This window comes from Salinivibrio kushneri (genome assembly GCF_027286325.1).
GTDB lineage: Bacteria > Pseudomonadota > Gammaproteobacteria > Enterobacterales > Vibrionaceae > Salinivibrio > Salinivibrio kushneri_A.
The window spans coordinates 547158-571426 of record NZ_CP114589.1; the positions used below are offsets into that span (position 1 = coordinate 547158).

Annotated in this window: 18 protein-coding genes; 10 read left to right on the forward strand and 8 right to left on the reverse strand. The window is 49.5% G+C overall.

All coding sequences use genetic code 11. The features are described from left to right. The first annotated feature begins 5 nt into the window (after positions 1–5). Positions 6–896: a maltose ABC transporter permease MalG gene (malG, locus tag N8M53_RS15270; RefSeq protein WP_269580199.1), complete on the forward strand. Its 891-nt coding sequence runs from the start codon at positions 6–8 to the stop codon at positions 894–896. 82 nt (positions 897–978) lie between these two features. Here malG and N8M53_RS15275 read toward each other — a convergent pair whose 3' ends face one another. Further along, positions 979–2943: a glycogen debranching protein gene (locus N8M53_RS15275; protein ID WP_269580200.1), complete on the reverse strand. Its 1965-nt coding sequence runs from the start codon at positions 2941–2943 to the stop codon at positions 979–981. A 412-nt stretch (positions 2944–3355) separates the two neighbouring features. On the opposite strand from N8M53_RS15275, the gene lamB reads away from it, so the two are divergent. Then, positions 3356–4531 carry a maltoporin LamB gene (gene lamB, locus N8M53_RS15280; RefSeq protein WP_269580201.1) on the forward strand — a complete coding sequence of 392 codons (1176 nt, stop codon included), beginning with the start codon at positions 3356–3358 and terminating at the stop codon, positions 4529–4531. A gap of 64 nt (positions 4532–4595) precedes the next feature. Next, positions 4596–5423, forward strand: a complete 828-nt coding sequence (locus N8M53_RS15285; protein WP_269580202.1) for a MalM family protein — start codon at positions 4596–4598, stop codon at positions 5421–5423. A gap of 104 nt (positions 5424–5527) precedes the next feature. Here the strand turns inward: N8M53_RS15285 and N8M53_RS15290 are convergent, their stop codons facing one another. After that, entirely contained in the window at positions 5528–7441 is a 1914-nt protein-coding gene (locus N8M53_RS15290; RefSeq protein WP_269580203.1) for a methyl-accepting chemotaxis protein, read from the reverse strand. 689 nt (positions 7442–8130) lie between these two features. On the opposite strand from N8M53_RS15290, the gene N8M53_RS15295 reads away from it, so the two are divergent. After that, positions 8131–8463, forward strand: coding sequence for a TM2 domain-containing protein (locus N8M53_RS15295; protein WP_269580204.1), 333 nt, complete (start codon positions 8131–8133; stop codon positions 8461–8463). A gap of 119 nt (positions 8464–8582) precedes the next feature. On the opposite strand, the gene N8M53_RS15300 is transcribed toward N8M53_RS15295, so the two are convergent. The 3 genes from N8M53_RS15300 to N8M53_RS15310 form a co-directional block, all read right to left on the reverse strand. After that, positions 8583–11258 carry an EAL domain-containing protein gene (locus N8M53_RS15300; protein ID WP_269580205.1) on the reverse strand — a complete coding sequence of 892 codons (2676 nt, stop codon included), beginning with the start codon at positions 11256–11258 and terminating at the stop codon, positions 8583–8585. A gap of 190 nt (positions 11259–11448) precedes the next feature. Then, positions 11449–12012, reverse strand: a complete 564-nt coding sequence (locus tag N8M53_RS15305) for a PhnA domain-containing protein (RefSeq protein WP_269580206.1) — start codon at positions 12010–12012, stop codon at positions 11449–11451. Positions 12013–12197: 185 nt separating this feature from the next. Then, positions 12198–13589 (reverse strand): L-cystine transporter, encoded by a 1392-nt coding sequence (locus N8M53_RS15310; RefSeq protein ID WP_269580207.1) that lies wholly within the window; start codon positions 13587–13589, stop codon positions 12198–12200. 406 nt (positions 13590–13995) lie between these two features. Here N8M53_RS15310 and N8M53_RS15315 point away from each other — a divergent pair, with 406 nt between their 5' ends. Both N8M53_RS15315 and N8M53_RS15320 read left to right on the forward strand, forming a co-directional pair. After that, positions 13996–14616: a TetR/AcrR family transcriptional regulator gene (locus N8M53_RS15315; RefSeq protein WP_269580208.1), complete on the forward strand. Its 621-nt coding sequence runs from the start codon at positions 13996–13998 to the stop codon at positions 14614–14616. Between the two features lie 91 nt (positions 14617–14707). Next, positions 14708–15613: an alpha/beta hydrolase gene (locus tag N8M53_RS15320; RefSeq protein WP_269580209.1), complete on the forward strand. Its 906-nt coding sequence runs from the start codon at positions 14708–14710 to the stop codon at positions 15611–15613. A gap of 25 nt (positions 15614–15638) precedes the next feature. Here the strand turns inward: N8M53_RS15320 and N8M53_RS15325 are convergent, their stop codons facing one another. Next, positions 15639–16991, reverse strand: a complete 1353-nt coding sequence (locus tag N8M53_RS15325; RefSeq protein WP_269580210.1) for a TldD/PmbA family protein — start codon at positions 16989–16991, stop codon at positions 15639–15641. Next, entirely contained in the window at positions 16988–18376 is a 1389-nt protein-coding gene (locus tag N8M53_RS15330; protein WP_269580211.1) for a TldD/PmbA family protein, read from the reverse strand. Before N8M53_RS15330 ends, N8M53_RS15325 begins: the two co-directional genes overlap by 4 nt. 212 nt (positions 18377–18588) lie before the next feature. On the opposite strand from N8M53_RS15330, the gene N8M53_RS15335 reads away from it, so the two are divergent. Then, a complete protein-coding gene (locus N8M53_RS15335) occupies positions 18589–19563 on the forward strand; it encodes a CobW family GTP-binding protein (RefSeq protein WP_269580212.1) in 975 nt (324 codons plus the stop codon). A 93-nt stretch (positions 19564–19656) separates the two neighbouring features. Here the strand turns inward: N8M53_RS15335 and N8M53_RS15340 are convergent, their stop codons facing one another. Then, a complete protein-coding gene (locus tag N8M53_RS15340) occupies positions 19657–20805 on the reverse strand; it encodes an acyl-CoA desaturase (RefSeq protein WP_269580213.1) in 1149 nt (382 codons plus the stop codon). Positions 20806–21091: 286 nt separating this feature from the next. On the opposite strand from N8M53_RS15340, the gene N8M53_RS15345 reads away from it, so the two are divergent. The 3 genes from N8M53_RS15345 to N8M53_RS15355 all read left to right on the forward strand — a co-directional run bounded on the left by N8M53_RS15345 (position 21092) and on the right by N8M53_RS15355 (position 24251). After that, positions 21092–22657 carry a hypothetical protein gene (locus N8M53_RS15345; RefSeq protein WP_269580214.1) on the forward strand — a complete coding sequence of 522 codons (1566 nt, stop codon included), beginning with the start codon at positions 21092–21094 and terminating at the stop codon, positions 22655–22657. Between the two features lie 123 nt (positions 22658–22780). Continuing rightward, a complete protein-coding gene (locus N8M53_RS15350) occupies positions 22781–23782 on the forward strand; it encodes a response regulator (RefSeq protein WP_269580215.1) in 1002 nt (333 codons plus the stop codon). Between the two features lie 4 nt (positions 23783–23786). Continuing rightward, a complete protein-coding gene (locus N8M53_RS15355; protein WP_269580216.1) occupies positions 23787–24251 on the forward strand; it encodes a PAS domain-containing protein in 465 nt (154 codons plus the stop codon). The last annotated feature ends 18 nt before the right edge of the window (positions 24252–24269 follow it).

Sequence of the window (24269 nt, forward strand, 5' to 3'; positions counted from 1 at the left end):
TAAATATGGCAATGGTACAAGGTAAATCCTTAAAATATCGCGTCTGGGCAACCCATATTGGCTTGTGCTTATTTTTGGCGCTGATCCTATTCCCGCTATTAATGATTATTGCGATTTCATTCCGTGAAGGGAATTTCGCCACTGGGAGTTTGATCCCGAAAAATCCATCACTTGAACATTGGAAATTAGCACTGGGTTTCTCGGTGACAAATCCTGATGGCACGGTCACGCCGCCGCCATTCCCCGTTCTGTTGTGGCTGTGGAACTCGGTAAAAGTGGCAGGTATTACCTCGCTGTTTATCGTGGTGCTCTCGACGACGTCGGCGTATGCCTTTGCCCGTATGCGATTTAAAGGCAAGCAAACCATCTTGAACGCGATGATGATCTTTCAAATGTTCCCCGCGGTGTTGGCATTGGTGGCTATCTATGCCTTGTTTGATAAGTTGGGGCAGTACATTCCGTTCTTGGGGCTCAACACGCACGGTGGTTTGATCTTTGCCTACTTGGGCGGGATTGCATTACATGTTTGGACCATTAAAGGCTACTTCGAAAGCATTGATGGTTCATTGGAAGAAGCCGCAGCACTGGATGGCGCCACCCCATGGCAGGCGTTTAGGCTGGTGTTGCTTCCGCTCTCCGTGCCTATTTTGGCTGTGGTCTTTATCCTGTCGTTTATCATGGCGGTAGGTGAGGTGCCGGTGGCGTCTATTCTGTTGTCGGATGTTGATTCGTATACCTTGGCGGTCGGCATGCAGCAGTATTTGTATCCGCAGAACTATCTGTGGGGCGACTTCGCGGCGGCAGCCGTGCTTTCAGCGGTACCGATTACCGGTGTTTTCTTACTCGCCCAACGTTGGTTAGTCGGTGGTTTGACCGCAGGTGGCGTGAAAGGGTAAAGCTTTACGTCGTCAGATCAATTACCCCCCAAAGCAAAGGCAGCTAATATTAGCTGCCTTTTTTGATGCGGGTGATACTGGGCTACAGCCAGTCACCGTCAATGCAGACTAAAAAGCTCTTGTCTGCCAATATCAGGGATGGCTCGGGTGTGGTGATGGTCGTTTCATTAGTTGCGGTGTCACAGACAATACGCCACTGATGATTTGGTGGAAGCCGTAGGTTGTGCGCGGTGTCGCTGCTGTTAATGGCAATGAGCATCGATTGACCCGCGTCAGGGTGATGCGCGCCTATCGTGATCTGACAGTTGAGTGTTTGCAGGCTTGGCCATTGATGATCTTGAATCGGATCGCCATTCGGGTGTCGCCACACAATCTGATTGCAATGACGCTGTGTGCCACTCAACGCATCGATAAAGCGCGGTAAAATGGCATTGCGGCGTGCAATCATGGTGGCTAGCCAGTTTGACCAAGCGTGATCCTGCGTTTGCCAGTTTAACCAACTGATGGGGTTGTCTTGGCAATAGGCATTGTTGTTTCCCTGTTGTGAGTGCCCTAAAACATCGGCCATTAGAATGTGCGGCGTCCCCAGCGAGAAGAGGATGCTCGCCATCATATTCCGTTTTTGCCGAGTCCTTATCTCAATAATGTCAGGATTGTTTGTCGGCCCCTCGACACCATAGTTGGCGGAGCGATTATCGCCATGGCCATCTCGGTTGTTCTCGCCATTGGCATGGTTATGCCGCTTGGCATAACTGACCGCATCCTGCAGGGTAAAACCATCATGATAGGTTACATAGTTAATCGGCAAATGATCGGGCCAATGCGCCGCGCTGAAAACGTCGCGCGATCCCATCAATCGCGTAGCGAAATCTTGCAGTATGCCTGGTTCTCCTCGCCACAAGCTGCGCGTGGTATCGCGTATTTTATCGTTACATTCAGCCCAGTTAATCGGAAATTGTCCTAGCTGATACCCATCGGGGCCTATATCCCAGGGTTCCGCAATCAACTTGACCTTAGAAAGGATCGGATCCTGGGCAATGGCGAGGAAAAATGCACTGTGGGGGTTAAAGGCATCGCCGTCTCGCCCCAAGGTAGCGGCGAGATCGAACCGAAACCCATCCACGTGATAGTCGGTGACCCACACCCGTAAGGTGTCGAGCACCTGCTTCAGTGCAGCAGGGTGGCGTATATCAATGGTATTGCCACAGCCGGTATGGTTGCACAGTTGTTGGCCATCCTGGAGGTACATGGCATGATCAAGCGCTTTGTAATGAAGAATCGGCCCACCTTCTCCGCCTTCCGCCGTATGATTAAATACCACGTCTAAAATGACTTCGATGTCGTGGCGGTGTAGTTCGCGTATTGCCGTTTTCAGCTCGTCAACCGCATTTTTCTTCGCGTAACGTGGATCCGGTGCCATCCAAACGTATGGGTTGTAGCCCCAGTAGTTGGTTTTTTGCTGGCTGAGTAAATGCGGCTCCGGTAAGCAACAGGTAATCGGTAGCAGTTGCAGGCAATTAATCTGATGTTGTTGATAGAACGCCAACACCGCTGATGACACTAAGCCTAAATAGCGTCCTTGCTGCGCTGGCGGGACATCTGGGTGTTGTTGAGTTAGTCCTTTAACATGGGTTTCGAAAATCACCGTGTCGCACATTGAGCGTTGGGGCGATGATACGCCTTGCCAATCAAAAGACTCATGATCGACGACTTGGCAACGCGCCACCTGTGTGCTTTGCGATGGGGTATAGGGAGGCTGATAGGTTAAAGGGCCGGAAATGGCCTGCGCATAAGGATCTGCGACGCACCATGTTTGGCCATCATGTGAGACCTCAAAACTGTATTCTTGCCCTGCGACGACATCAGCGACATCTCTCGTCCAATAACCACGCTTATATTCGTACATAGCGATCCGCTGTGGTTGGTGCTCTTGATGCCACAATAGTAAATGTACGCAGTCCTGGTCTGGTGCATGCAGCGCAAACCGACAGCCTGATGGGTGTAATTGCGCCCCTAATACATAAGGGGATGGGAAACAAACCGACATAACTAACACCGTTAAATGAGACGAATCGCTATTAGAGCGGTTACCTATAAATAATTCAATCTGACGTCACATTTATGATCATTACCCCTCATGTAATAAAGTTTCATATTGCTATGAATAAAATTATTAATAGTGATCTGTTCGACGTTTTGTAGGGGATAAATAAGAAACCTAGTTACCAATTACGCCTTGGTTCAGTGATCGATGTCGATAAGTGAGGATAATCCTCCTTATCTCCTCCTTGCTCCTCCTCCCCCTTAAACCTCATCACCGGATGACGCGCATTTCAGTACTCGGGGATAGGATATTTCCAGGATAACGAAGAAAGCTAAGCCTTGGACACACTGTCTTTTTCCACTACCCACTGCCGGTGTGAAGAGACACGTAAAAAAGGCGCATTATGGAGTAAGGTATGAGAAAAGTAAGTTTAATTGCGGCGGCTGTCGCAGCTGCTGTCACTGCCACCTCAGCGTTCGCTGTAGATTTTAATGGTTATGCTCGTGCGGGTGCTGCGATCGGTGGTGATGGTGCAGGTGATAGTGCTTTTGAAAAGAATAAAGTTGGTCGTTTGGGTAATGAAGACGACAACTATTACGAGTTCGGCTTTTCAGAAGAGCTTCAAACGGGTGAGCAATCATGGAAGCTGGAATCGATGATTGCCTCTAGTGATAAAGGCCAAAATGGTTGGGAAGATAGCGAAATTAATGTCGCGCAGTTTAATGTCCAAGCCAAAGGTGTGATTGCATCCGACCCTGAAGCCGTTATTTGGGCGGGTAAGCGCTATTATCAACGTAAAGATATCCACATTACTGACTTCTATTTCTTGAATACCTCAGGTACCGGTGGTGGTATTGAAAATATTTCACTTGGCGATCAAAAACTTTCTTTAGCGTTTGTTCAAGATGGAGAAAATGATCAGTCTTCAGGCTATATTTTTGATGCGCGCTTAGCCAATATCGGCTTGTGGGAAGACGCTAGTTTAGAGCTCGCCACGGCCTATAACTTTGCGACCGAAAAAGATGACCAAACCGAAGCCGCTGATGATGGTATTATGCTTACCGGTATTGTGCATCAAAATATGGACAACGGCTTCAACCAAACAATCTTGCAATATGGCTCTGCAGGATACGGGGATCAGATTGCTGGCTTTGGATCTGGTGCATGGTACAGCCGCGGCTCCGACGATAAAAACGATGCGAAAGGCTACCGTATTATCAACTGGGGTGTGATGAATGTTGGGTCGTCGATGGAACTCGGCCATCAGCTCTCTTATCATAATGGCTCGGATTTGACAGATGGTGAGGGTGACTCTGATATGTTCACCGCGGTTGTGCGCCCTGTTTATAAGTGGAACGACACGATGCGTACCATCGGTGAGGTCGGCTTCTTTGATGGAGAAAATCAAGGAACAGACCAAGGAGGCCACAAGTTTACTTTAGCTCAAGCTTGGGCAATGGGTGACAGCTTCTGGTCGCGTCCTGAGATTCGCTTCTACGGTACGTATATTACCGATGAAGAAGGAGATACGTTTGGTGACAAAGGTGACTCAGAGTTCGTAACGGGTGTGCAATTGGAAGCTTGGTGGTAAGCTCTTTTTTAAACTGTCTTTTTTCATAGCCGACAATTGTCGGCTATTTTTTTAGGTGTTTTATATGAATAAGAAAGTGTTATTTATTTCTGGATTATTACTGCTTAACGGGTGCTCGACGTTTGTTGATGACCAATATCAGGTTGCACCGACGGGAAAGGCAGTGACGCAGATTGAAAAAGCGAAACAATTGCCTATAACAATGGATAAAGAGATAAAAATAGCGGTCACAGAGCAAACACAAGTCCTCGATATCGATAGCATTGATAGCCCTAGCGTCATTTTTGAATTACCGATGGTAAAAAATGGATTAGCTATCAATATTGAGGCAGAAATCAACGATAGTGTTTTTGTCCCAAGTGCCAAGGTGATTAATCAGTCTGGCGAGATTCGCGCCGCGCTCGGAGATAGTGATTTAGTGTATCTAAAACCCCGCTTAGCCGATGGCAACCGCTTGCAAGGGAATATTAAAGTGCATCCACAAATGGGTGATAGTGCACTTTATTTGGTTATTTTTACCGACAAAGACAAACTTAATGAAACTGTAGCGGTCAGCCATCCAGCGAAACTGGACGCAGAGGGAAGAGGGAATTACTTACCTGAAGTGGACGATATTCAAGTACCGCGCGCGTTGACCGGCACATTTTCCATCGAAGCAACCGCATTGGGATCACGTACCAGTGATCAGACTATCGTCCTGCCCGCGCTCTCGGCCACTGAACGTCCGCAACAAGAAAGCGTTAGCTTTTATCACCAGGCTATTCGGGCCGCCATTGCAGATAGCGATGTCGACAAAGCAATGGGATTGCTGCGTGATGCGGAGCAATTGGGTATTACTGACGCTGACCAAGTCTTTCGTGACGCGATGAAAGCACAATTAGACAAGCAGTAATCTCACCATTAAAGCTACGTTTTACAGCGCGTCTTTAACAAGATATCACCTCAAAAAGGGCAACGTTGGTTGCCCTTTTTTAGTAAGAGAGAAAAGGCTGGGGACTAAACGGTAAACGTATCGACCAGCTGGCGAATCGTTTTGGCCTCGTGGTTGAGGGTTTGGTTTGCGCCTTGCGCTTGCTCGCTGAGTGATAAAGTTTGTTCAATACGTTGCGAAAGGGCTTGGATATTTTCGGCCACCTGCTGAGAGACAGCACTTTGTTCTTCCGCCGCGCCTGCGGTTTGATAATTGATATCGCCTAGCTGCTGCACCAAATCAACAATTTCGTTTAAGGTCTCCTGCACGGAAACACTCGCTTGATAACCCTCCGCCGCACCACGCTCACCTTGTTGGATGACGGCTTCAATATCGGTAAGGAGTTGGTTGAAGGTCTCAAGCGTCGAGACGATTTGGTCGACAGATTTTTGTGAGTGCTGGGCCAAGGCGCGCACCTCGTCAGCGACCACCGCAAACCCTCGGCCAGCTTCACCGGCGCGAGCCGACTCAATCGCGGCATTGAGCGCTAGCAAGTTGGTTTGATCTGAGATGCCGCGAATGTCGTCGAGTAAAGCGGCAATATCGCTACCACTGGCTTTGACTTCGCTGACAAAACTGTTGGCTTTTTGCAGATCCGTGTTGGCAGTTTGGTTACGTGCCACATTGTTAGAAACATTCTCCATGCATTGATTCAGCGATGAGACGACTGCGGCGTTTTTCTCTTGGGAGGCTTCAGAGTTGGTTGCCACATCTTTTGAGGTCGCAGTCAGTTGCTCCATCGCCGTCGCGGCTTGGTGTAATGTCTCGGTATTATCAGACAGGGCTTGGTGGGCATCGGTAATGGCGTTATTGGCTGTCGTTGATGTGTCGGATAAGCGTCCACCCGCTTGTTGAATTTGTCCCACCATTGATTGCAGCGCATCCAGCATCTGATTGACTGACTGTTTGATACGATCAATCTCGGTCTTACCATTAACCGACAAGCGCTGAGTTAAGTCGCCACCACCTTGGGCTATCGCTTGAATAGAGTGTTCCACGCTGGTTAACGGCGCCAATTGGCGTCTGATGACGACTTGAATGATCCCAAAAGCGAGAATAAGGACGAGGCCACTTACCCAATAAATGGTGTTTTGAATATCGCTTTCGGCGTCTGTCATCATCTGATTCAGTTGTGTGACTGGGGCCATTGCGGCCTGTTTGGGGGTCACAATCATCACTGACCACGTCTGAGGCATATTGCCAAATTCGATAGGTTGCGATACGTAAAAGTGTGAATCGGTTTGTTTGAATTGGCTTTTATGGCTTTGGTTCTGGAGCTTGGCAAGAAAGTGATACGCGGGAGAGGATAGCTTGGAGACCGCGGCACCATGCTGGACCTGTTGATCGGTGCTGGCAACGACTCGTCCATCTTGGCTGACAACAAACAGTTCACCGTTACTGTCCGCACGTTTGGCGAGAATGGACTGGATTTGTGCCGTAGTCAGTGTACTACCCACCATGGCGACGGTTTTATCGAAACGGAAAACGGGGGTTGTCACATCAAACACCGTTTGGGTGTTTCCCTTAATCTCAGCCGTTCTTGGGTCGGTGATACAATCTTTTTGTGTGCTCACCGGGCATTGATACCAAGGATTGGTTTCAGAAAAATTTTGCGCAGCGGTCAGGCGCATTTCCCCGCTCTTATCCACCGACACAGACGGCACATAGCGCCCATCTGCAGCGCTTGTTGGGTCGCCGTAGTAAAAAGCATCGGCGCCCAACACGTTTTTTTGCCACTCGGTGTAGATGTTGTGCCATTCAGGTTGGCGTTTCAAAATCGAATACATGATCCGAGGTATATCATCTCGGTCGAGGATCCGTGCTGACTTATTCTTTTCCGCTTCTGAGGTATAAATTTGAGCGATAGTCCGTACCGTGTCGAGGGGAGAGGCAATATACGCATGGATCTCCTCGCTAATCGCTGTTGCACGATTTTGCATCTTGATCACCTGGTCACGTTTTACGTTTTCAGTGACCTGGGATGACATTGCCGACTGGCTGCTATTCAGCGTTGACAAAGAAACGGCACTCACAGCCCCAAGACCGATGAGGACGATGGACGAGGCAGCTAAGCTTATCCGTTGACTTATAGAAAGGTTACGTAACTTTTTCATAATCACTATCCGCACAAAGAAAACCGCACAAAGAAATATTCTGAGTCGTCGAGTGGCGAGACAATGGCGTCGTGCGAAGAGTGATGGCACAACCGGTAGCGCGCCGACAGAGACGATAAGTGATACTAGTGTTACTTAATTAAGAAAAGGGCACATCCTCCTAAACTGAGTGATATCAGGGAGGAAATAAAATCCTTGCGACTCTTCTATTCCCCATGATCTATCGCATATTTTTTTATGAGAAATCACGAGTAAATAGGGGAAACCTCTCAATTCTTGTAAGCTAAACAGGTGTTATAAAGCACTAGTTCACATTTTTCTAAGCTGTGTTTGGGGCGTAGAGAGGGGGCGTAGTTTATATCTCTCCGGTCAATATCGCTAAATGAAGCTCATGAACTTGCGAAGCTAGAATTATGGAGTCGATGTCTAAAAATGCGAACAAAAAGTTGAGGTTTGCGTAACTTTTCTGGTATTCACACCCAGTCGAATTTTTACTTTGTAAATGAGGAAGGGACATGACAAATACAACACCTGCGCCAGAGAAAGAAGTGAAGAGTTTTAAACCCAAAAATAGAATAATTGCACTAATTCTAGGTATGTTTTTAGGGTTTGTCGGCGCAGATAGATTCTATCTAGGCAAACCTGGCTCCGGATTACTGAAAGCCTGCACGTTGGGTGGCTTTGGTATATGGTGGTTTATTGATAATGCATTACTAATGGTTGACTTAATGGGTCATAGCCTAGGAAAAGATACTGGGATCGTCAAAGATGGTAATGGTAATGAACTACAGTTCGGGTTCTCAATGTACCGTTTCAAAGACGGAAAGTTAGAACGTGACTGGAAGTAGGCATCTCGAATAAAGGTTTCCAAAAATAAAAGGCTGATACGGTGCGCGGCAGCCTTTTCAATCAAAAATGAATATCGTGACCAACTTGTAATCGCTCTCTTCTACCTTCAATTCCCGCGTTATTTGTTGTGAGCAAACGTGCTTATCGCTTGCTCCGCACTCATGGGTTTAAAGAAGTAAAACCCTTGAATTTCATCGACGCGCCACACATTAACAATGCGCAGTTGTGAGGCGGTTTCGACACCTTCAGCTACGGTAGTCATTCCTAACTCTTGTGCCATGTTGATGATGCTGCGTACCAGTGTTTTTGCTTTTTCATTAGTCTCAATTTCACTCATATAAGACTTGTCGAGTTTGACAATATCGAGCGGGAAATTGCACAAAGAGCTGAAGGACGAGTAGCCGGTGCCAAAGTCATCGAGTGCAAGCTGGACGCCAAGCGCTTTAAGATCGTGCATCCGTTTTATTGTTTCCTGATCGGCACCAAGCAAAATACTTTCAGTGACCTCTAATACCAGCTGTCCAGGTGCTAATTGATACTGCTGAATAAGCCGTTTGAGATTGGTGACGAGAGACTTCGCGCCGAAGTGTGGGCTCGACAAATTGATGTGAATGGTAAGGCGATGTTGTGACTGCTTGCTCCAGTGCTGTTGAATTTGTTGTAAAAAGGCACACGCTTTCTCTAGCACCAGCTCGTCGAGTTCAATAATGAGTTTGTGTTTTTCCGCTAATGGTATAAAGATGCCAGGCGAAATCATGCCCAGGGCCGGATGATGCCAGCGAGCTAATGCTTCAAAGCCGATCACTTGATTGGATGTCGCATTGACAATGGGTTGAAAGAAAGCGGTAAACTCATGATTTTTGAGCGCCGCAACGAGGTTCCGGTTGATCACCAAGGTCTCTTGAGCTGCTTGAGCGAGAGCATCGTCTACGATAATGACATGTTGCTTGGGCCCATGCTGTTGTTCTATCGCATAAAAGCCACAGTGCACCAGTGCCTCGAAGTGCTCAAATTGAAGGTGGGAATGAACGAACGCGGCTTTTAAGCCAATATCAAACTCGGTATCGGTGATGGTCGAATGGTTGGTACTGTCTCTTAGCACATCGTTGGCTTCATTAATGAGTTTGTTATCGTCGTTGCTATGGCTAAAGATCACAAACTCATTTTCACTCAAACGCCCCACAGTTGCACCGTGAAAACGGTGGCTGAGGCTGTCAGCAATGTGTTTCACTGCTCCGTCATAAGCGGCATGGCCGTATATTTCATAGATTTCACGTAGCCGAGTGGCAATAAAGTAGATAGTGGAAACAGAGCTAGGTCCAGACAAGGCCTCGTTTAATGCTTTAATGGTTGCCGGCCGATTGAGCAGTCCTGATAAGGTGTCATGCTGCGACAAGGTTTCAATCAAGGCAGCTTGTCGCTTTTGTTGACTCATGTCTTTAACGGCAAGCATGATGGCCCCGTTTTCTTGTCGCTCGAGGCGGATCACCTCTATGGCGCAATTTAAAGGTTGCCCTGCGGCACTTTGTAAGGTGGTTTCAAAGTGGGTTGTCTCACGCTCGGGGTGTTGCTCAAATTGCATCAGTTGCTTAAGTGCAGACTCATCATTGATTACCAGCGTCGCAAAAGAACGATGCAGTAAGGTATTACGCTGATGACCAAGCAACTGTAAAAGCGCCTGGTTGACATCAACAATCTCTTCTCCTTCTAAGACAATCATCCCCAAATGTTGGCTGTGATATAACGCATCGAATTTTGATAATGCCTCTTTTAACTGCTGCTCTGTTTGCGACGAAGACTGAGCTAAGGCCTCAATTTGTTGGGTAATGCGTGTGAATGTGTCTTTTGATTTGGTTGGAGACGCAGCATCACCCAGTAAGGCACTCACGTCACGCTCGAACGAGATAAACGGCTTAGTCACTTTTCGTCGATAAAGGAGATATACCGAGCCGCCAATGAGTGCGCTGATGATAACCAACGCGAGAATCAAGTAATAGAACACTTGCTTACCTTGCTGGTAATAGCGGCGTGGCTCTTTGGTTTTTAAAATGGCGACCAGGTCGCCATTAAGGTCGTGTAGGGGGCTTAGGCGTGCAATATAGTCATTATCCCTTGTAATAGAAGGAAGCTCGGTGTTTGCGTAAATTGACTTTGTCGTAACGAGGGTGTTTTTACCCGCCAAAATATTCTCATAGGCAGATGGGAAACGTCCCGTCAGTGCTTGGCCCCATATCATCCAACCAGCAGCTTCAGCCTGCCCTGCGCTGTCTCTGATTGGACTGACACTGATCACCCATATTCTTCCGCGCAGTTCAAGTAAGCCAGCTAAGGCTTGTCGTTGATTGCTCCATCTTTGGGTGATGTGGTTGTGCATCGGCGCCGATTGATATATGTCGGAGATAAAAGCATGCTCGTCCGCTTCATCCAATACTTTAGCTTCGATCACTTTCCCGTTTAAATCAGCAAACCCCATCAGATTGAGTCCCAAGGACTCTAAGCTGGCGTCCGCTAAGTTTCTTGCTGCAAAGTCGGGATTGCGTCCGTTAACCAATTCGTAGGTATCGTCCCAATGCGCCCAATCGATAGCGTATTCTGCTTGATTATTAATGAGCCGTTCGATAACGGCCTGAGCTTGATCATTGGATCGAGCAATCTCAATATCTTCTAAATGGCTGATACCGAAAAGAAAAAAGGACCGTGTCACCAGGAGGCTACTAATAAAAATCGCTAACAAGCCCAAAATAAAAATGAGTGCGGCTTTGCTATGCAGTGTGACAAACGGCTTACGAGTCATGCAAAAATCCAATTAAAAGAGGCAGGTGGCGAGTGCCATGGTTTGAAAATAGGCGAAGGATTGCCAATGATCAATCTATTTGGTTTCACGGTGAGGAAGGCGTAACGTTTTACAGTGTAAACTGTTCGGAAGCGTGATTAACACGGCGCCACTTGGACGCCGCGTCGGTGTATCAACACAGCCCACCCGTTTATTTACGACGGCAGAACTCTGCAATCACAAACAGGGTTTGGCCGTTTACTTTTCCCTGCACGTGGGTAGGGTCATCGGTCAAATTAATGCCGCGGATTACCGTGCCCTGTTTGATCACCTGGCTTGAACCTTTAACAGGCAAATCTTTAATCACGGTCACGTCGTCGCCTTTTTGCAGTGCCACGCCGTTAGCGTCCAATACTTTGACTTCTTCGATATCTTGACCGGTTTCTGCCCACTTGCGGACATCGTCTTCCATATACATCATATCGAGATTATCTTGCGCCCAGCTTTCGCTAGAAAGACGAGAAAGCTGACGGTAGGCAACGACTTGTACCGCTGGCTCTTGGCTCCACATACTATCGTTCAGGCAGCGCCAGTGGTTCACATCCATATTGTCTGGGTGTTGCAGTTGGTCGTGACACGTGCCACAAACCAATACGCAACTGTTCGCTGTGGTGTCGGGCGAATATGGGACTTCATACACAGATAAGTTGTCTTGGCTGGTGCAGAGTTCACATTGGCCGCCACTGCGCGCCTGAAGCGTTTGTTCAATACTCATTGATTATCTCACGGTTGGCAGGGGATCCCTGCAGTTACAGTGCCGCAGAGTGTAATCGCTGAAATAATTTCTTACAAGTTGTAAGGGATTAGGTCATCGCATGGCGTTGCTTTATGTAGGCTCTGTGCGAACACAAAAATGCCACGCATGGGCGTGGCATCAATAATGTTTCTTGTTTTCAATAATTAGGCATTTGCCGTGTCTTGTTTCACCACTTCATGGTGATCGAAGATGGTCTTATCTTGGCCACCGGTCAATCGAGAGGTAAGGGTACCGGCCGTCATAGAGCCGCTCACGTTCACAGCGGTACGACCCATATCGATTAATGGTTCGATAGAAATCAACAGACCCGCTAGCGCTACTGGCATATCTAGTGCCGAGAGTACAATCAGTGCCGCAAAGGTCGCGCCGCCGCCCACACCGGCAATGCCGAATGAACTGACGGTGACAATCGCAACCAAGGTGGCGATAAAGCCCGGATCGAGTGGATTAATGCCAATGGTTGGCGCAATCATCACTGCCAGCATAGCTGGATACAAGCCGGCACAGCCATTTTGACCCATGGTGGCACCGAATGAGGCTGAGAAGTTGGCGCTGGCCGGATCGTTACCCAAGTTCTTCATTTGCGAATCGATATTGAGCGGAATCGTGGCCGCGCTTGAGCGAGATGTAAAGGCAAACGTCAGTACAGGGAGCACTTTTTTCAGGTATTGAATCGGGCTCATACCGACAAGGCCAATCAATACCAGGTGCATGACCAAGATGGCACCTAAGCCGACATAAGAGGCGGCAACAAAGTTGGCAAGCTCAAGAATCTCACTTACGTTTGAGCCGGCAACCACTTTGCTCATCAAAGCCAAAATACCGTAGGGAGTGAGGCCGATGATCATTCGTACGAGCGTGCGCACTAATTCCTGAGCCACATCCATAAAGCGCTCAAAACGCTCACCAAGCTCAGGCTGAGTGCGCGACAATGTGACACCAGCGATACCCACGAGGGCAGAGAAAATCACCACAGCGATGGTCGAGGTTGGACGGCTACCGGCCAAATCCGCAAATGGGTTTTGCGGGAAGAAAGAGATAACCATATCGGCCAATGATAAGTCTTCGACCGAGCCCAAGCGCTGCTCTAGGGCGGCGCCGCGCGCCATCTCTCGCGCACCTTGTACGATATCTTGCGCAGATAGCCCAAACAAGTTGCTAACAAGCACACCAATGAGTGCGGAAGCTGCGGTCGTGGCCAGCAAAATGCCGATGTTTAAGCTAGAGATTTTGCCCAGGGAACCTGAGTCTTTCACTTTCAAAATTGCGCCAATAATCGACACGGTGATCAACGGCATGATGATCATTTTGAGTAGGCTGACGTAGCCTGAGCCGACGATATTGATATAGTTGATGGTCTCGCGCGTGATCGCGCCGTCAGCACCGTATAACGCTTGTAGCGCGGCACCGAATGCCACCCCCAGGCCGAGGCCAGTAAACACTCGTGTGGATAAAGATTTTTGTTGCTTGTGCAATTTGACAAGCACCGCCAGCAACAGCGCAAAAGCGATCAGGTTTAAAAGGATAACTGTCATAATCGGCGTTCCAATCTAGAGAATTATAATGATTTGAGCTCCTAACCCCGTTAAACGTATTAAAGAGTTAGTGATTGGTTGGCATCATATGCCGGAAGGTGCATGCAATGAAGACCTATGTCACATTCTTGCTAGATAAAAAAAGCACTTGTTAAAACTAAAAAGAATATGGCACACGATTCCAGCAAGTTTTGTTGATAAACTGCGCAAAGGCATGAAAATGCGACTTCTTATGGAGCCTGACGGTGGGAGGTTACCAAACACGTACATTTATCGACTCGATAAAAACGAACGTTCGTACTATAAATAGGTGAACGGTTGCGGTAAGGTGATAGATGTTTACTGCCAATGGGTCGTGGCGCCGCCACTGGTTGTTTAGCAATCCGCTTTTTGAAGGTTTAATGAGATGGGCGTATCTAACGAGCCGACATACTCGCTCTCGAAACGTGAGCAAACCAGGTTGCGTATTCTCGAAGCTGCGTTTGACTCGGCCAGCGTGTATGGATTGGAAAGCTTGACGATTGGTAGCTTGGCGCGTGACGTGAAAATGTCTAAAAGTGGCCTATTTGCCCATTTCAACTCGCGAGAAAACTTGCAGATTGCGGTGGTGCATTTTGCCGGTGAGCGTTTTATCGAGCGGGTGATCACCCCGAGTCGAGAAGCCGACCACGCGAGTATTGAAGCCAAATTACAACACTTGCTGCGCAATTGGATGGGCTGGCATCAGCACTTTCAGGGTCAGTGCTTATTTTTGGATGCGTGGCATGAGCAGCGTGCGAGCAATGATCCCATCCACCAAGCGTTGCAGCACGTTACTCGTCAGTGGCTTGACTACCTGGCCGCACAATTTGAAAAGGGCAAACATGTCGGCGAATTTCGCGCCGACCTTGATACCTGGCAGGCTGTGTATCAGTTGTATGGGCACTATTTAAGTAGCCAGTTATTTCTGCGCTTGTCACTCGAATCGCCGGAAGGGACACGTTTTTGGCATGGTGTGGAGCAATTGCTCGCGCAAAGCCGCCGCTAATTACCCAATAAGATGAAGAGGGTAGCGAAAACAACGAGGTTGTTTTTTAGCGTAAAAACGAACACTCGTTCGATTTAAGGATCCAATGACTATGAGTAAAAAAGTGTATTTTTCAACGCCAGGCCGTTTTAGCGTTAAACGCTCTCTGGTAGGAGCGGTAAGCCGTTGTCATCATCGTTTGGCACCTCGTCATGCCAAGAAAGTGGCGCGTAAGCTCTTCCTCACTCCCACTCGTAGCCCAATGGTGAACCCAGAGCCAGAGGGTTTGGTGCACTCTCAAGTGCAAAGCCAAGAAGGTGAGCTACAAATGTATAGCCTTGGCGCTGGACCAACCTGGTTGCTCACGCATGGCTGGTCGGGATCTGCGAGTCAGTTTTTTCCACTCATGGCGCATATCGCGTCATTGGGCTTTCGTGCGGTCGCGTTTGATCATCCTGCCCACGGTAAAAGCGGCGGGTCAGAAAGCCATATTCCCGGCTTTGTGCAGGCGATCAATGATGTATTAGATCAAGTCGATAATGTGTCAGGGATCATTGCGCATAGTATGGGCGCTGCAGCGATCCTGGAGAGTGAACATCCGCAGATGGATGATTTACCGCTCTTTTTGGTCGCACCTGTGCTGAATTATCGCGAGAATTTATATGCCACAGTGCGCAAATCTGGGTATTCACTGAAGCTGTTTGATGCAATTGTTCAAGATGTGGGCGAGCAGCACGGCTACCCAATCGAGGCCATCGAGCCGCTCGAAAAGTTGTCGCGCCGCCGCCATCCGGTAGTGATTGCCCACGATAAAAGCGACCGTTTTGCCTCCTTTGCCGTCACCGAAAAGGCAACCGGTTATCCGCATGTGACCGTGCTCGCCACCGAAGGGTTGGGGCATGGGCGTATTCTTACCAGTGACGTCGCCATGCAGGCATTTACCGACTTGGCGGCAAAGATGAATCCTGCGGTACAAAGCGTTGAAGCCCAAACTGAGAATAAAAAGGCATCAGCCTAAACAGATGCCTTTAGAGGATGCGCCGTTATTCACCCGCGATGGATAGGCGGGCAAAGCGGATGCGTGGCGCAAAGAAGGCGCCATCATAGTTGGGTAACACGGTATTGCCGATCGCATCTATCTCATTGAGCATGGTATAGAAGTTACCAGCCACTGTGATCCCGCGAACAGGACGAACGCGTTTGCCATCTCGGCAAACAAACCCACTTGCACCGAAAGAGAAGTCGCCACTGATGGCATTCGCGCCTGAATGCACCCCTTGCAGTGACACCAACTCAAGGTATTCACCGGCATGCACGTCTGCATCACTGTGCTTACCTGCGGCAATCACATCATGACGAGAGGTGACATCTAAACCGCCTTTGGGGCTGCGGCCCGCGTTAGCCGTGTGGGGAACACCAAAATGATGCGCCGTGGCGCTGTTATGTAAAAAGCCGACTAAGACGCCGTTCTCAATCAAAGGCGTGTTGGCGGTGGTAAAGCCCTCGCTGTCAAACGCTTTAATACGCATCCCGCCATCAAGTCTTGCCACATCGGTGATAGTGAGCGCGCTATCTGCAATCGGCTTGCCGACTTTTTCACGCCACGGGTTGGTTCCGCGCTTGGCGGCATCACCGGAGAAGCAGCTACCAAAGGCGCCCAGCAATTCGCTGAGACAGTCATGCTCAAAAATCACCGGATACGAACCGGTTTTCACTGGGCCACCTTCGAGCAAGGCGTCAGCGGTTTGGTAGGCCAGTTGGGTCGCATGGATGTGATTGAGGTCAGCAAAGCGGCGTGACACTGAGGCGCCGAGATGCATCGCTTGCTTACCGTCGTGATTGAGCAGTGCTGCGGTGTAGCAACTAAAGCTACGTTCGCTGTGATAGCAGCGTGTGCCTAAGGTATTGGCAAGCAACTGATATTGGGTTTGCTCACTGTAACCATTATAGGGCGCACCCGTTGCGCGGGGTTGGCTAACCACCTCTTGCTCAAGGGCCAGCGCCAACGCGATCTTGTCTTCAATCGGGGTGTTATCTGCTTGCAGTAAGCTAGGATCTTGCTGATCAATTTGCTGCCCTTCAGCGCGAATTTGCTGATCCGGATCGGCTTTGGTAAAGCTTGCGTTGGTGAGTGCGGCGTTCACCATGCTGGCAAGGCTGTCGCTATCGAGTGATTCTGAATAGCTGGTGGCGACTTGATCCCCTTTGACCACCCGCACGCCGATCACTTGACCGGCGGTGACTTTGTGCTCGGAGAGATCGCCTTGGTCGGCCTTGAGTGACAAGCTTTCGCTGGCGTTGGCAATCACGTCTGCTTGCGCACCTTGCTGTTTCACCAAGCTGAGGACCTGATCGACGGCATCGCTTAGGGTTGCTTTAATGGTTTGCTCACTCATGCGTTACCGCCTCCTACTAGGATGTTATCGACTTTCAATGCAGGTTGGCCCACGGTGGTGGGGACTGAGCCGCTCACCGAGCCACACATACCGGCGGCAAGGGCAAGATCTTTGCCGACCATGCTGATTTCTTTAAGCACCTTAGGCCCCGTACTGATTAAGGTGGCAGATTTGAGTGGTACGGTGACCTTACCGTCTTCGACCAAGTAAGCTTCTTGAACCGCAAAGTTAAACTCGCCGGTGCCGGGTTGTACTGAGCCGCCCCCCATCTTCTTGGCGTAGATGCCACGCTCCATGGAGCCAATCATGGCGTCTAAGCTGTCGTTACCGGACTCAATAAAGGTGTTTCGCATCCGCGAGGTCGGTGCGAATTTATAAGACTCACGTCGGCCAGAGCCGGTGCGCGCATAACCGGTTTTCAGGCTACCCATGTGATCGACCATAAAGGAGGTGAGCTTACCGTCCTTGATCAACTGGGTATGTTGGGTTTCCATGCCTTCATCATCGATATTGATGGAGCCCCACGCATTTGCCAAGGTGCCATCGTCCACCGCGCTCACCACAGGGCTTGCAATCATTTCGCCCATTTGGTCATGGAAGACGGAAGCTTGCTTAGCAACCGAGGTGGTTTCTAACAAGTGGCCACAGGCTTCATGGAAAATCACTCCACCAAAACCGTTACCAATCACCACCGGCATTTCGCCCGATGGGCAAGCTTGGGCACCGAGTTTAACCAGCGCTTGTCGTGCGACACGCTCGCCCAGCGCAACCGGATCGATATCCTGATGGAATTCCCAGCCTGTGAGCGCGCCGGGGGCATCAAAGCCCGTTGACTGCTCCTCACCGTTAGTGGCGACCGCTGTGGCGGCAATACGGGTGTAGTGGCGGGTATCTGTGACATGCAGACCATGAGAGTTAAAAATCTCGATCTGTTGCTCACGTTGGCCGACACGACCAATTATCTGGGCGATTTTATCGCTCTCGGCACGAATGCGTGCATCCACTTGACGTAAGAACGCCACCTTATCGGCGACATGTTGATCCGACGATAACGGCTCAGACACCGGGTGCTTGTCATTTAAATGGGATAAATTGAGCGGTCCCGCGGTGGCAATTTGATCGCGCTTGTCACGCGCGCACAGCAAGCTGGTGACTTTTTTCAATTGTTCTTCATCGCGGCTGTTGGTGTAGCCATAAAGCACTTTATGGCCGAAAAACAACCGGATACCAATACCAAAATCAATCCCTGAGCTCACTTTATCCACCTCACCAGACAACAGCTCCACGTTGCCTGAGTGATGGCGCTCGACAAAGAGTTCGGCGAAATCCGCGCCTAAAAACAGGGCATGATCAATCACCGACTTTGCCGTTGATGGATTCAGCATACTTCCTCCTAAGAAGTGTGTTAGCAATATCACTATTCTACCAAGCTTTTATTGGCGATGATCACCACTTGCAGTGAGTGCATGATATTTCATCATTTTTTGTGCCATTCACTTGGCAATATATGGGCCTTTCCGTGTGCATGAGCAAAAGGCGACGAGTGTGGCGCGATCCGTTACACTACGCCGATACAAGTAAGAAGCAGGGTAAAGTCATGAGTCAGATCGCAGCCAACATTATCACTGGGTTTCTTGGCGTGGGCAAAACCACGGCGATTCGTCATTTATTAGCAAATAAACCCGAGCATGAGCGCTGGGCTATCTTGGTGAACGAGTTTGGTGAGGTGGGTGTCGATGGCGCTATCCTCTCTGAACAAGGTGCGCTGGTAAAGGAAGTGCCGGGTGGATGCATGTGTTGTGTGGCCGGCCTACCCATGACAGTGGGGCTAAATACCTTGCTCGCCGAGCAGCCAGATCGGATTTTGATTGAGCCGACGGGGCTGGGTCATCCCAAAGACATTATCGGTAAGCTGACTCAGCCGCCTTTCGATACCACCTTGTCGCTGGGCGCGACCATTACTTTGGTGGATCCGCGTTGTATTGATGATGTGCGCTATCGTGAAAATCAAAACTTTCATGATCAAATCGCGCTCGCGGATGTGGTGGTGGCCAACAAGCTTGACCAGTGTAGTGAGGCGCAAATCGCCACCTTTTATGATTATGTCGCCGCGTTTGATGGCGAGAAGAGCTTGGTAACCGGCGTTGAGCAGGGGGCGCTCGAGACCGCGTGGCTTGCGTTACCGCGTCATGCCCGTCAAGCGCACTATCATCACCATCACAATGATGCCGAGCCGATGACCACACTCGCTCTGGGCCCGGACGATACCTATACCCGCAAAGAAAACCAAGGGCAGGGTTATGTCAGCTGCGGCTGGTTGTTCGCCGCGCACTGTTGCTTTCCCTTTGATGCTTTATATGGGCTATTAAGCAACATCAACGCCCAACGGATTAAAGCGGTGGTCAATACAGACGAGGGTTTTTACGCGTTTAACGTCGCCAATCAGGTGGTTACCGTGACGCCTATGTCGATTGAACAGGCCGAGTCGCGCATCGAAGTGATCGATACCGACGCCTTACCTTGGGAGGAGCTAGAGTCTATCCTGCTTTCTTTTCTTACCCCGTCCCAATAACTGGCATCAACAGATTTTGTCAGCGGCGCCTTCTTATCCGATAAAAAACCGGCCCAAGTGGCCGGTTTGTCGTGTGTCGCTTGCTCGTTGTGGCTAGCTTGCGTATTTGGCGGTGAGCACCTGCCAGCTCCGTTTTTGTTGCTGAAAACGCACTTTTAAATCTTTGTATTGCTGGGTTAGCTCGGCGTTTTCGACTTTTTCGCGCAGCTTGTCACGCTCAAGCGCTAACAGCTGTTTTTTCAGCGTATAGTAGTCCGCCATTTTGGTGACCAAGGCATCATACTCTTGTTGCAGGATTTGCAGACGATGGGATGCGTGTGGCTTGTCACTAAGCTGCTGTGTGACGCGCTGCAATTGCATGGTCGCACGCGCTTTTTCAATCTTCTCTTCGGGGGTCACGCGCAGCTTTTCCGCCAGGCCCAGCCAAGATGCGGTTTTGATCAGCCATTTAGTGGGATCAAACTGCCACCAGCGAATGCCATTGCGGTAGTCGTTCTCAAAAATATGGTGAAAATTGTGGTAGCCCTCGCCAAAGGTCATCAAGGCAAGCACGCCATTATCCCGCGCGGTATTTTTATCGGTATAAGGCTGGCTGCCCCACACATGCGCCAGTGAGTTAATGAAAAAGGTGGTGTGGTGGCTGAGCACCAATCGAGTAAAGCCGACCAGTAAAATCGCGCCCCAAAGATCGCCATGGAGCAAACCAAACGCGATAGGGAAGCCAAAGTTGGTGGCCAGTGTCAGTGCAAGGTAGTGCTTGTGTTGCCACATCACGATCTTATCTTTTTGCAGATCGCGGCAGTTGCTGTAATCGCCGTAACGGTTGGGGTGGTATTCGCGCAGCATCCAACCAAGGTGTGAGAACCAAAAGCCGCGTTTGGCCGAGTAGGGGTCAACATCGTTGTCATCGACATGGCGGTGGTGAATGCGGTGATCTGATGACCAATGAAGCGCGCTGTTTTGCAGCGCAAATGCCCCACCAATAGCGAAGATAAAGCGCAAAGCTGGATGGGCTTGATAGGTTTTGTGGGCCCACAACCGGTGATAGCCGGCGGTGATCGACAGGCCACAAAAGCTGAATGCGACAATCAGCGCAGTGATCTGCATCCAATCAAAACCGTGGTGCCATGCCCATAGTGGTGTTCCTATCACCGCAATCAAAAAAGTCAGGGTAAACACGCTAATGTTTAACCAGATTAAGCGTGGTTTCTGAGGGGGAGAGGTTGAAGCCTTGGTATCCATAACTCGTTATCTTTATTTAAGCGTACACTTGTACGCTAGAATAGGTGCGTGCTACCGCTTGGTCAAGTCCTCACTGCGGCCTTTGTGCGCAAAAATGTTTCAGGGTTTGTCTCGGCTTGCTAAGTTGATGGAAGCACTATACTTTTTAACATCACCCACAGAGGTCATGTCTTTAATGGGCGAATGCTTCTGAGCGGTATAGTTTTACGCCACGTTGCCGATAGCATTGATAGATGCCTCGACATTCACTGATATCAGCGAGTTGTTAACACAAGGTTAGGAAACTATGATGTCCTATCCGGCCATTCCGCATTTTGTGAAAGCGATGGGCCACCGCGTGGTGAGCTACATCCTGAATGTCACAGAAGCGGAAGGCCGCTTAATTTTGATGCAAAAACTCGGTTTGAGCCGGATTCAGCGCGACACACTCAATCAATATATTGAGCTGTGTCGCCAGCTACGTGTGTCTGCGGTGGACCAGGGAGAGAGTGAGCAATCCTTCTTCTATCGGTTGCCGCACGTGATGCAAAATGGCCGCCACGTCTTTAATGTCTGGCGAGCGCAGCAGGGCGGTGAGCTGGCGACGCGCGTTAATAGTTCAGACCCTTTAACCAGTGCTTTTTGCCAACTGGCGGGCGAACTCTATCCGTTATTTCTTATTAAAGCCGGACAACGGCCGCACCTTTTCTATCGGGGGGCCGGTTATCTCACCGCAGCCATTGAGCAATTCCCGGTCAGTAAACAAGTACAAAAACGCATGGCAGCCGATCCGGCGCTATCTCGGTTATTTACCACCACGGGAAAAGAGCCGCAGCAAACCTGTGGTGATTATAAGGACGCCAGCGGTCATCGTGGTGTGGTCAGTTTAGCCAGTTTGCCTGTGTCGATTTTGGTTAATAGCTATGATTTGATGCGCATTCGCGGGGTTGTTAGCCCTGACACGTTCGTGGAAACGGTACAAGAGATGCTAGAGATGGCCCGTAGTTTGGCCGACGGTGAAGTTGCTCATATTCCGATGTTTGTGGGCTTTCGTAATGCGGCACTCACCAATTTGGCTGAATTGGATACCAAGTGGGGGAGTGTCCGTCGCTACACCCCGGGTATTGCTGAGTATGTGTTGCAAGCCGCGGGCTTAATGGCCAAACGTCGCGATAACGGTTTTATGTTGGAATCTGGCTACGCCTTTGCAATCAATTTTGGTGATTTTTTGGAAGACGATGATTGGCCAGAGGACGTCTTGGAAGCTAAAAATGAGCAACAAACCACTGAGCTCAACATTGTGTTGTGCATGGCGCTCTGTTACCTCGGAGAACACAAAGCCTTTGTGGCGCCAGAGTGGGTTTGGCGTATCGATCCATTCTCGCTTGATAACCGGCGCCAAGACTTTGGTTCAGTGGCAGAAACGGATGATCCTGTGGCGATCAGTGAGGCAGACTTAGTTGATATTGAGCGCTGGAGTATGCTGGTCGATGATACGGATTCGAGCGGTATTCGCTTGGCGATGTCTCGCCTATACGCTGCCGCAAAACAGCCAGACACCCAAGATGCGCTGGTGGATGTCATCATTGCGCTGAGAAATATTTTTGCGGCCAGCGAGGATATTATTCCCATAAAAGGGGCGCTCAGCCGCCTGGTTAAACAAGACGTCGATGTGAGCATGATTGATGAACTAGCGCAAGATTGGCGCGCCTTGCTGTCTGGCGAGTTTGACGCTCCTCCTGAGATTGTCAGTGAAAAAGTGTACGCCTGTGTTCAACTTTGCTTAACGTGTTTGCATCATTTTTATTTGACTGCCCCCGAACTGATTAGTCGCGCCGACCGTCTTTCCTATTTGTGTCAGGAACAAAACTAGTCCGCTGACGTGAAAGAATCATTAGATTTTGACTGGTTTGCCCTCATTTTCAGCCATCTTGGTTTATGCTTACAGTGTTTACCCAGCCATACTCTCAGTAAAGAAGTAGGAAAGGAGAGGCTTTTGACCACACAAATACTGATCACTGACGACTCCGCGCTTGCGCGCAAGCAGTTAGCGCGAACCTTACCCAACGATTTGGACGCCGACGTGCACTTTGCCGAAAATGGCAATGTTGCCCTGGATGTGTTGAGTAGTCAGCCGATCGACATCATGTTCCTTGATTTGACTATGCCGGAACTTGATGGGTATCAGACACTTGAAGCGATGCAAGAAGCCGGAATGACGGTACCCGTGGTGGTGGTATCTGGTGACATCCAACCGCTTGCCCAGCAACAGGTCTTAGAGCGTGGCGCCAAAGATTTTGTTAAAAAGCCTATCAGTCGAGATCGTGTCGAAGCGTTAATTAAAGCCTATCTCCCCAAGGCGTCGACGTCGGAGGCTGTGCGAACTCACGGCCCCAAAGAGAAGCTCAGTCGCCGTGATATTTATATGGAGGTGGTGAACATTGCTATGGGGCAAGCGGCGGATAAACTCGCGCGTCATTGTGGGGTGTTTGTCCATATGCCGTTACCACAGGTAAACGTGTTTGAAGTGACTGAGCTGACCATGACCATCCGGCACTTGGCACAATCAAATACTATGAACGGTGTGTGTCAGGGTTTCAGTGGGGAGGGGATCGCAGGCGAAGCACTGATGCTAATTAGTGATTCCAGTATTACTGAGATGGTGAAGTTACTGGACTATCCCGAGGATGGGTCGGTGGATAATGAGCTGGAACTGCTGGTGGATATCAGTAATATCCTGATCAGTGCGTTTTTGAAAGGCTTGGGCGATCAGGGGGCGTTAGAGTTTTCTCAGAGTTATCCGGCGCTCTTGGGTCAGCACGCTGAAGTGGATCAGCTGATAGCGGCGATGAAAGGGTCATGGAAACGCACAGTGACCATTGAAGTCAGTTATCAGATAGACGGAACGGATATCAAATGTGACTTATTACTGTTGCTGCTTGATGAGTCTTTGCCGCTGCTTGATGCGAAGTTGGCCTATCTAATGGACGAGGAGTAATGCGATGACAGAAGATTTTGACCAATTCCATTGGATGCTCGATATGGTGCAACACATCGACATGGGGCTAATTGTGCTAGATAGAGATTTCCACATTCAAATGTGGAATGGCTTTATGGTTCACCATAGCGGTAAACACGCTAAAGATGTGCAAAACCGCTCGTTATTCGAGGTATTTCCGGAGATCAATGAGCCTTGGTTTCGCGCCAAGTCGCAACCTGTGTTCGATCTCCGTTGTCGCAGTTTTATTGTCTGGCAGCAACGTCCGTATTTGTTCCGTTGTCGCCATGTTCGCCCGATCACCGGTCAGCTTCCTTTTATGTATCAAAACGTCACCATGCACCCCATGGCGAATACGCGGGGCGAGGTCAATCACATGTTTATCTCCATCCAGGATGTGACTAATGAGGCGCTGGCGAGCCAAACGCCGCGTGCCACCGCACCATCACAACAAGCCGCGCAAAAATAAGCCTCTTAAAATAGCCAA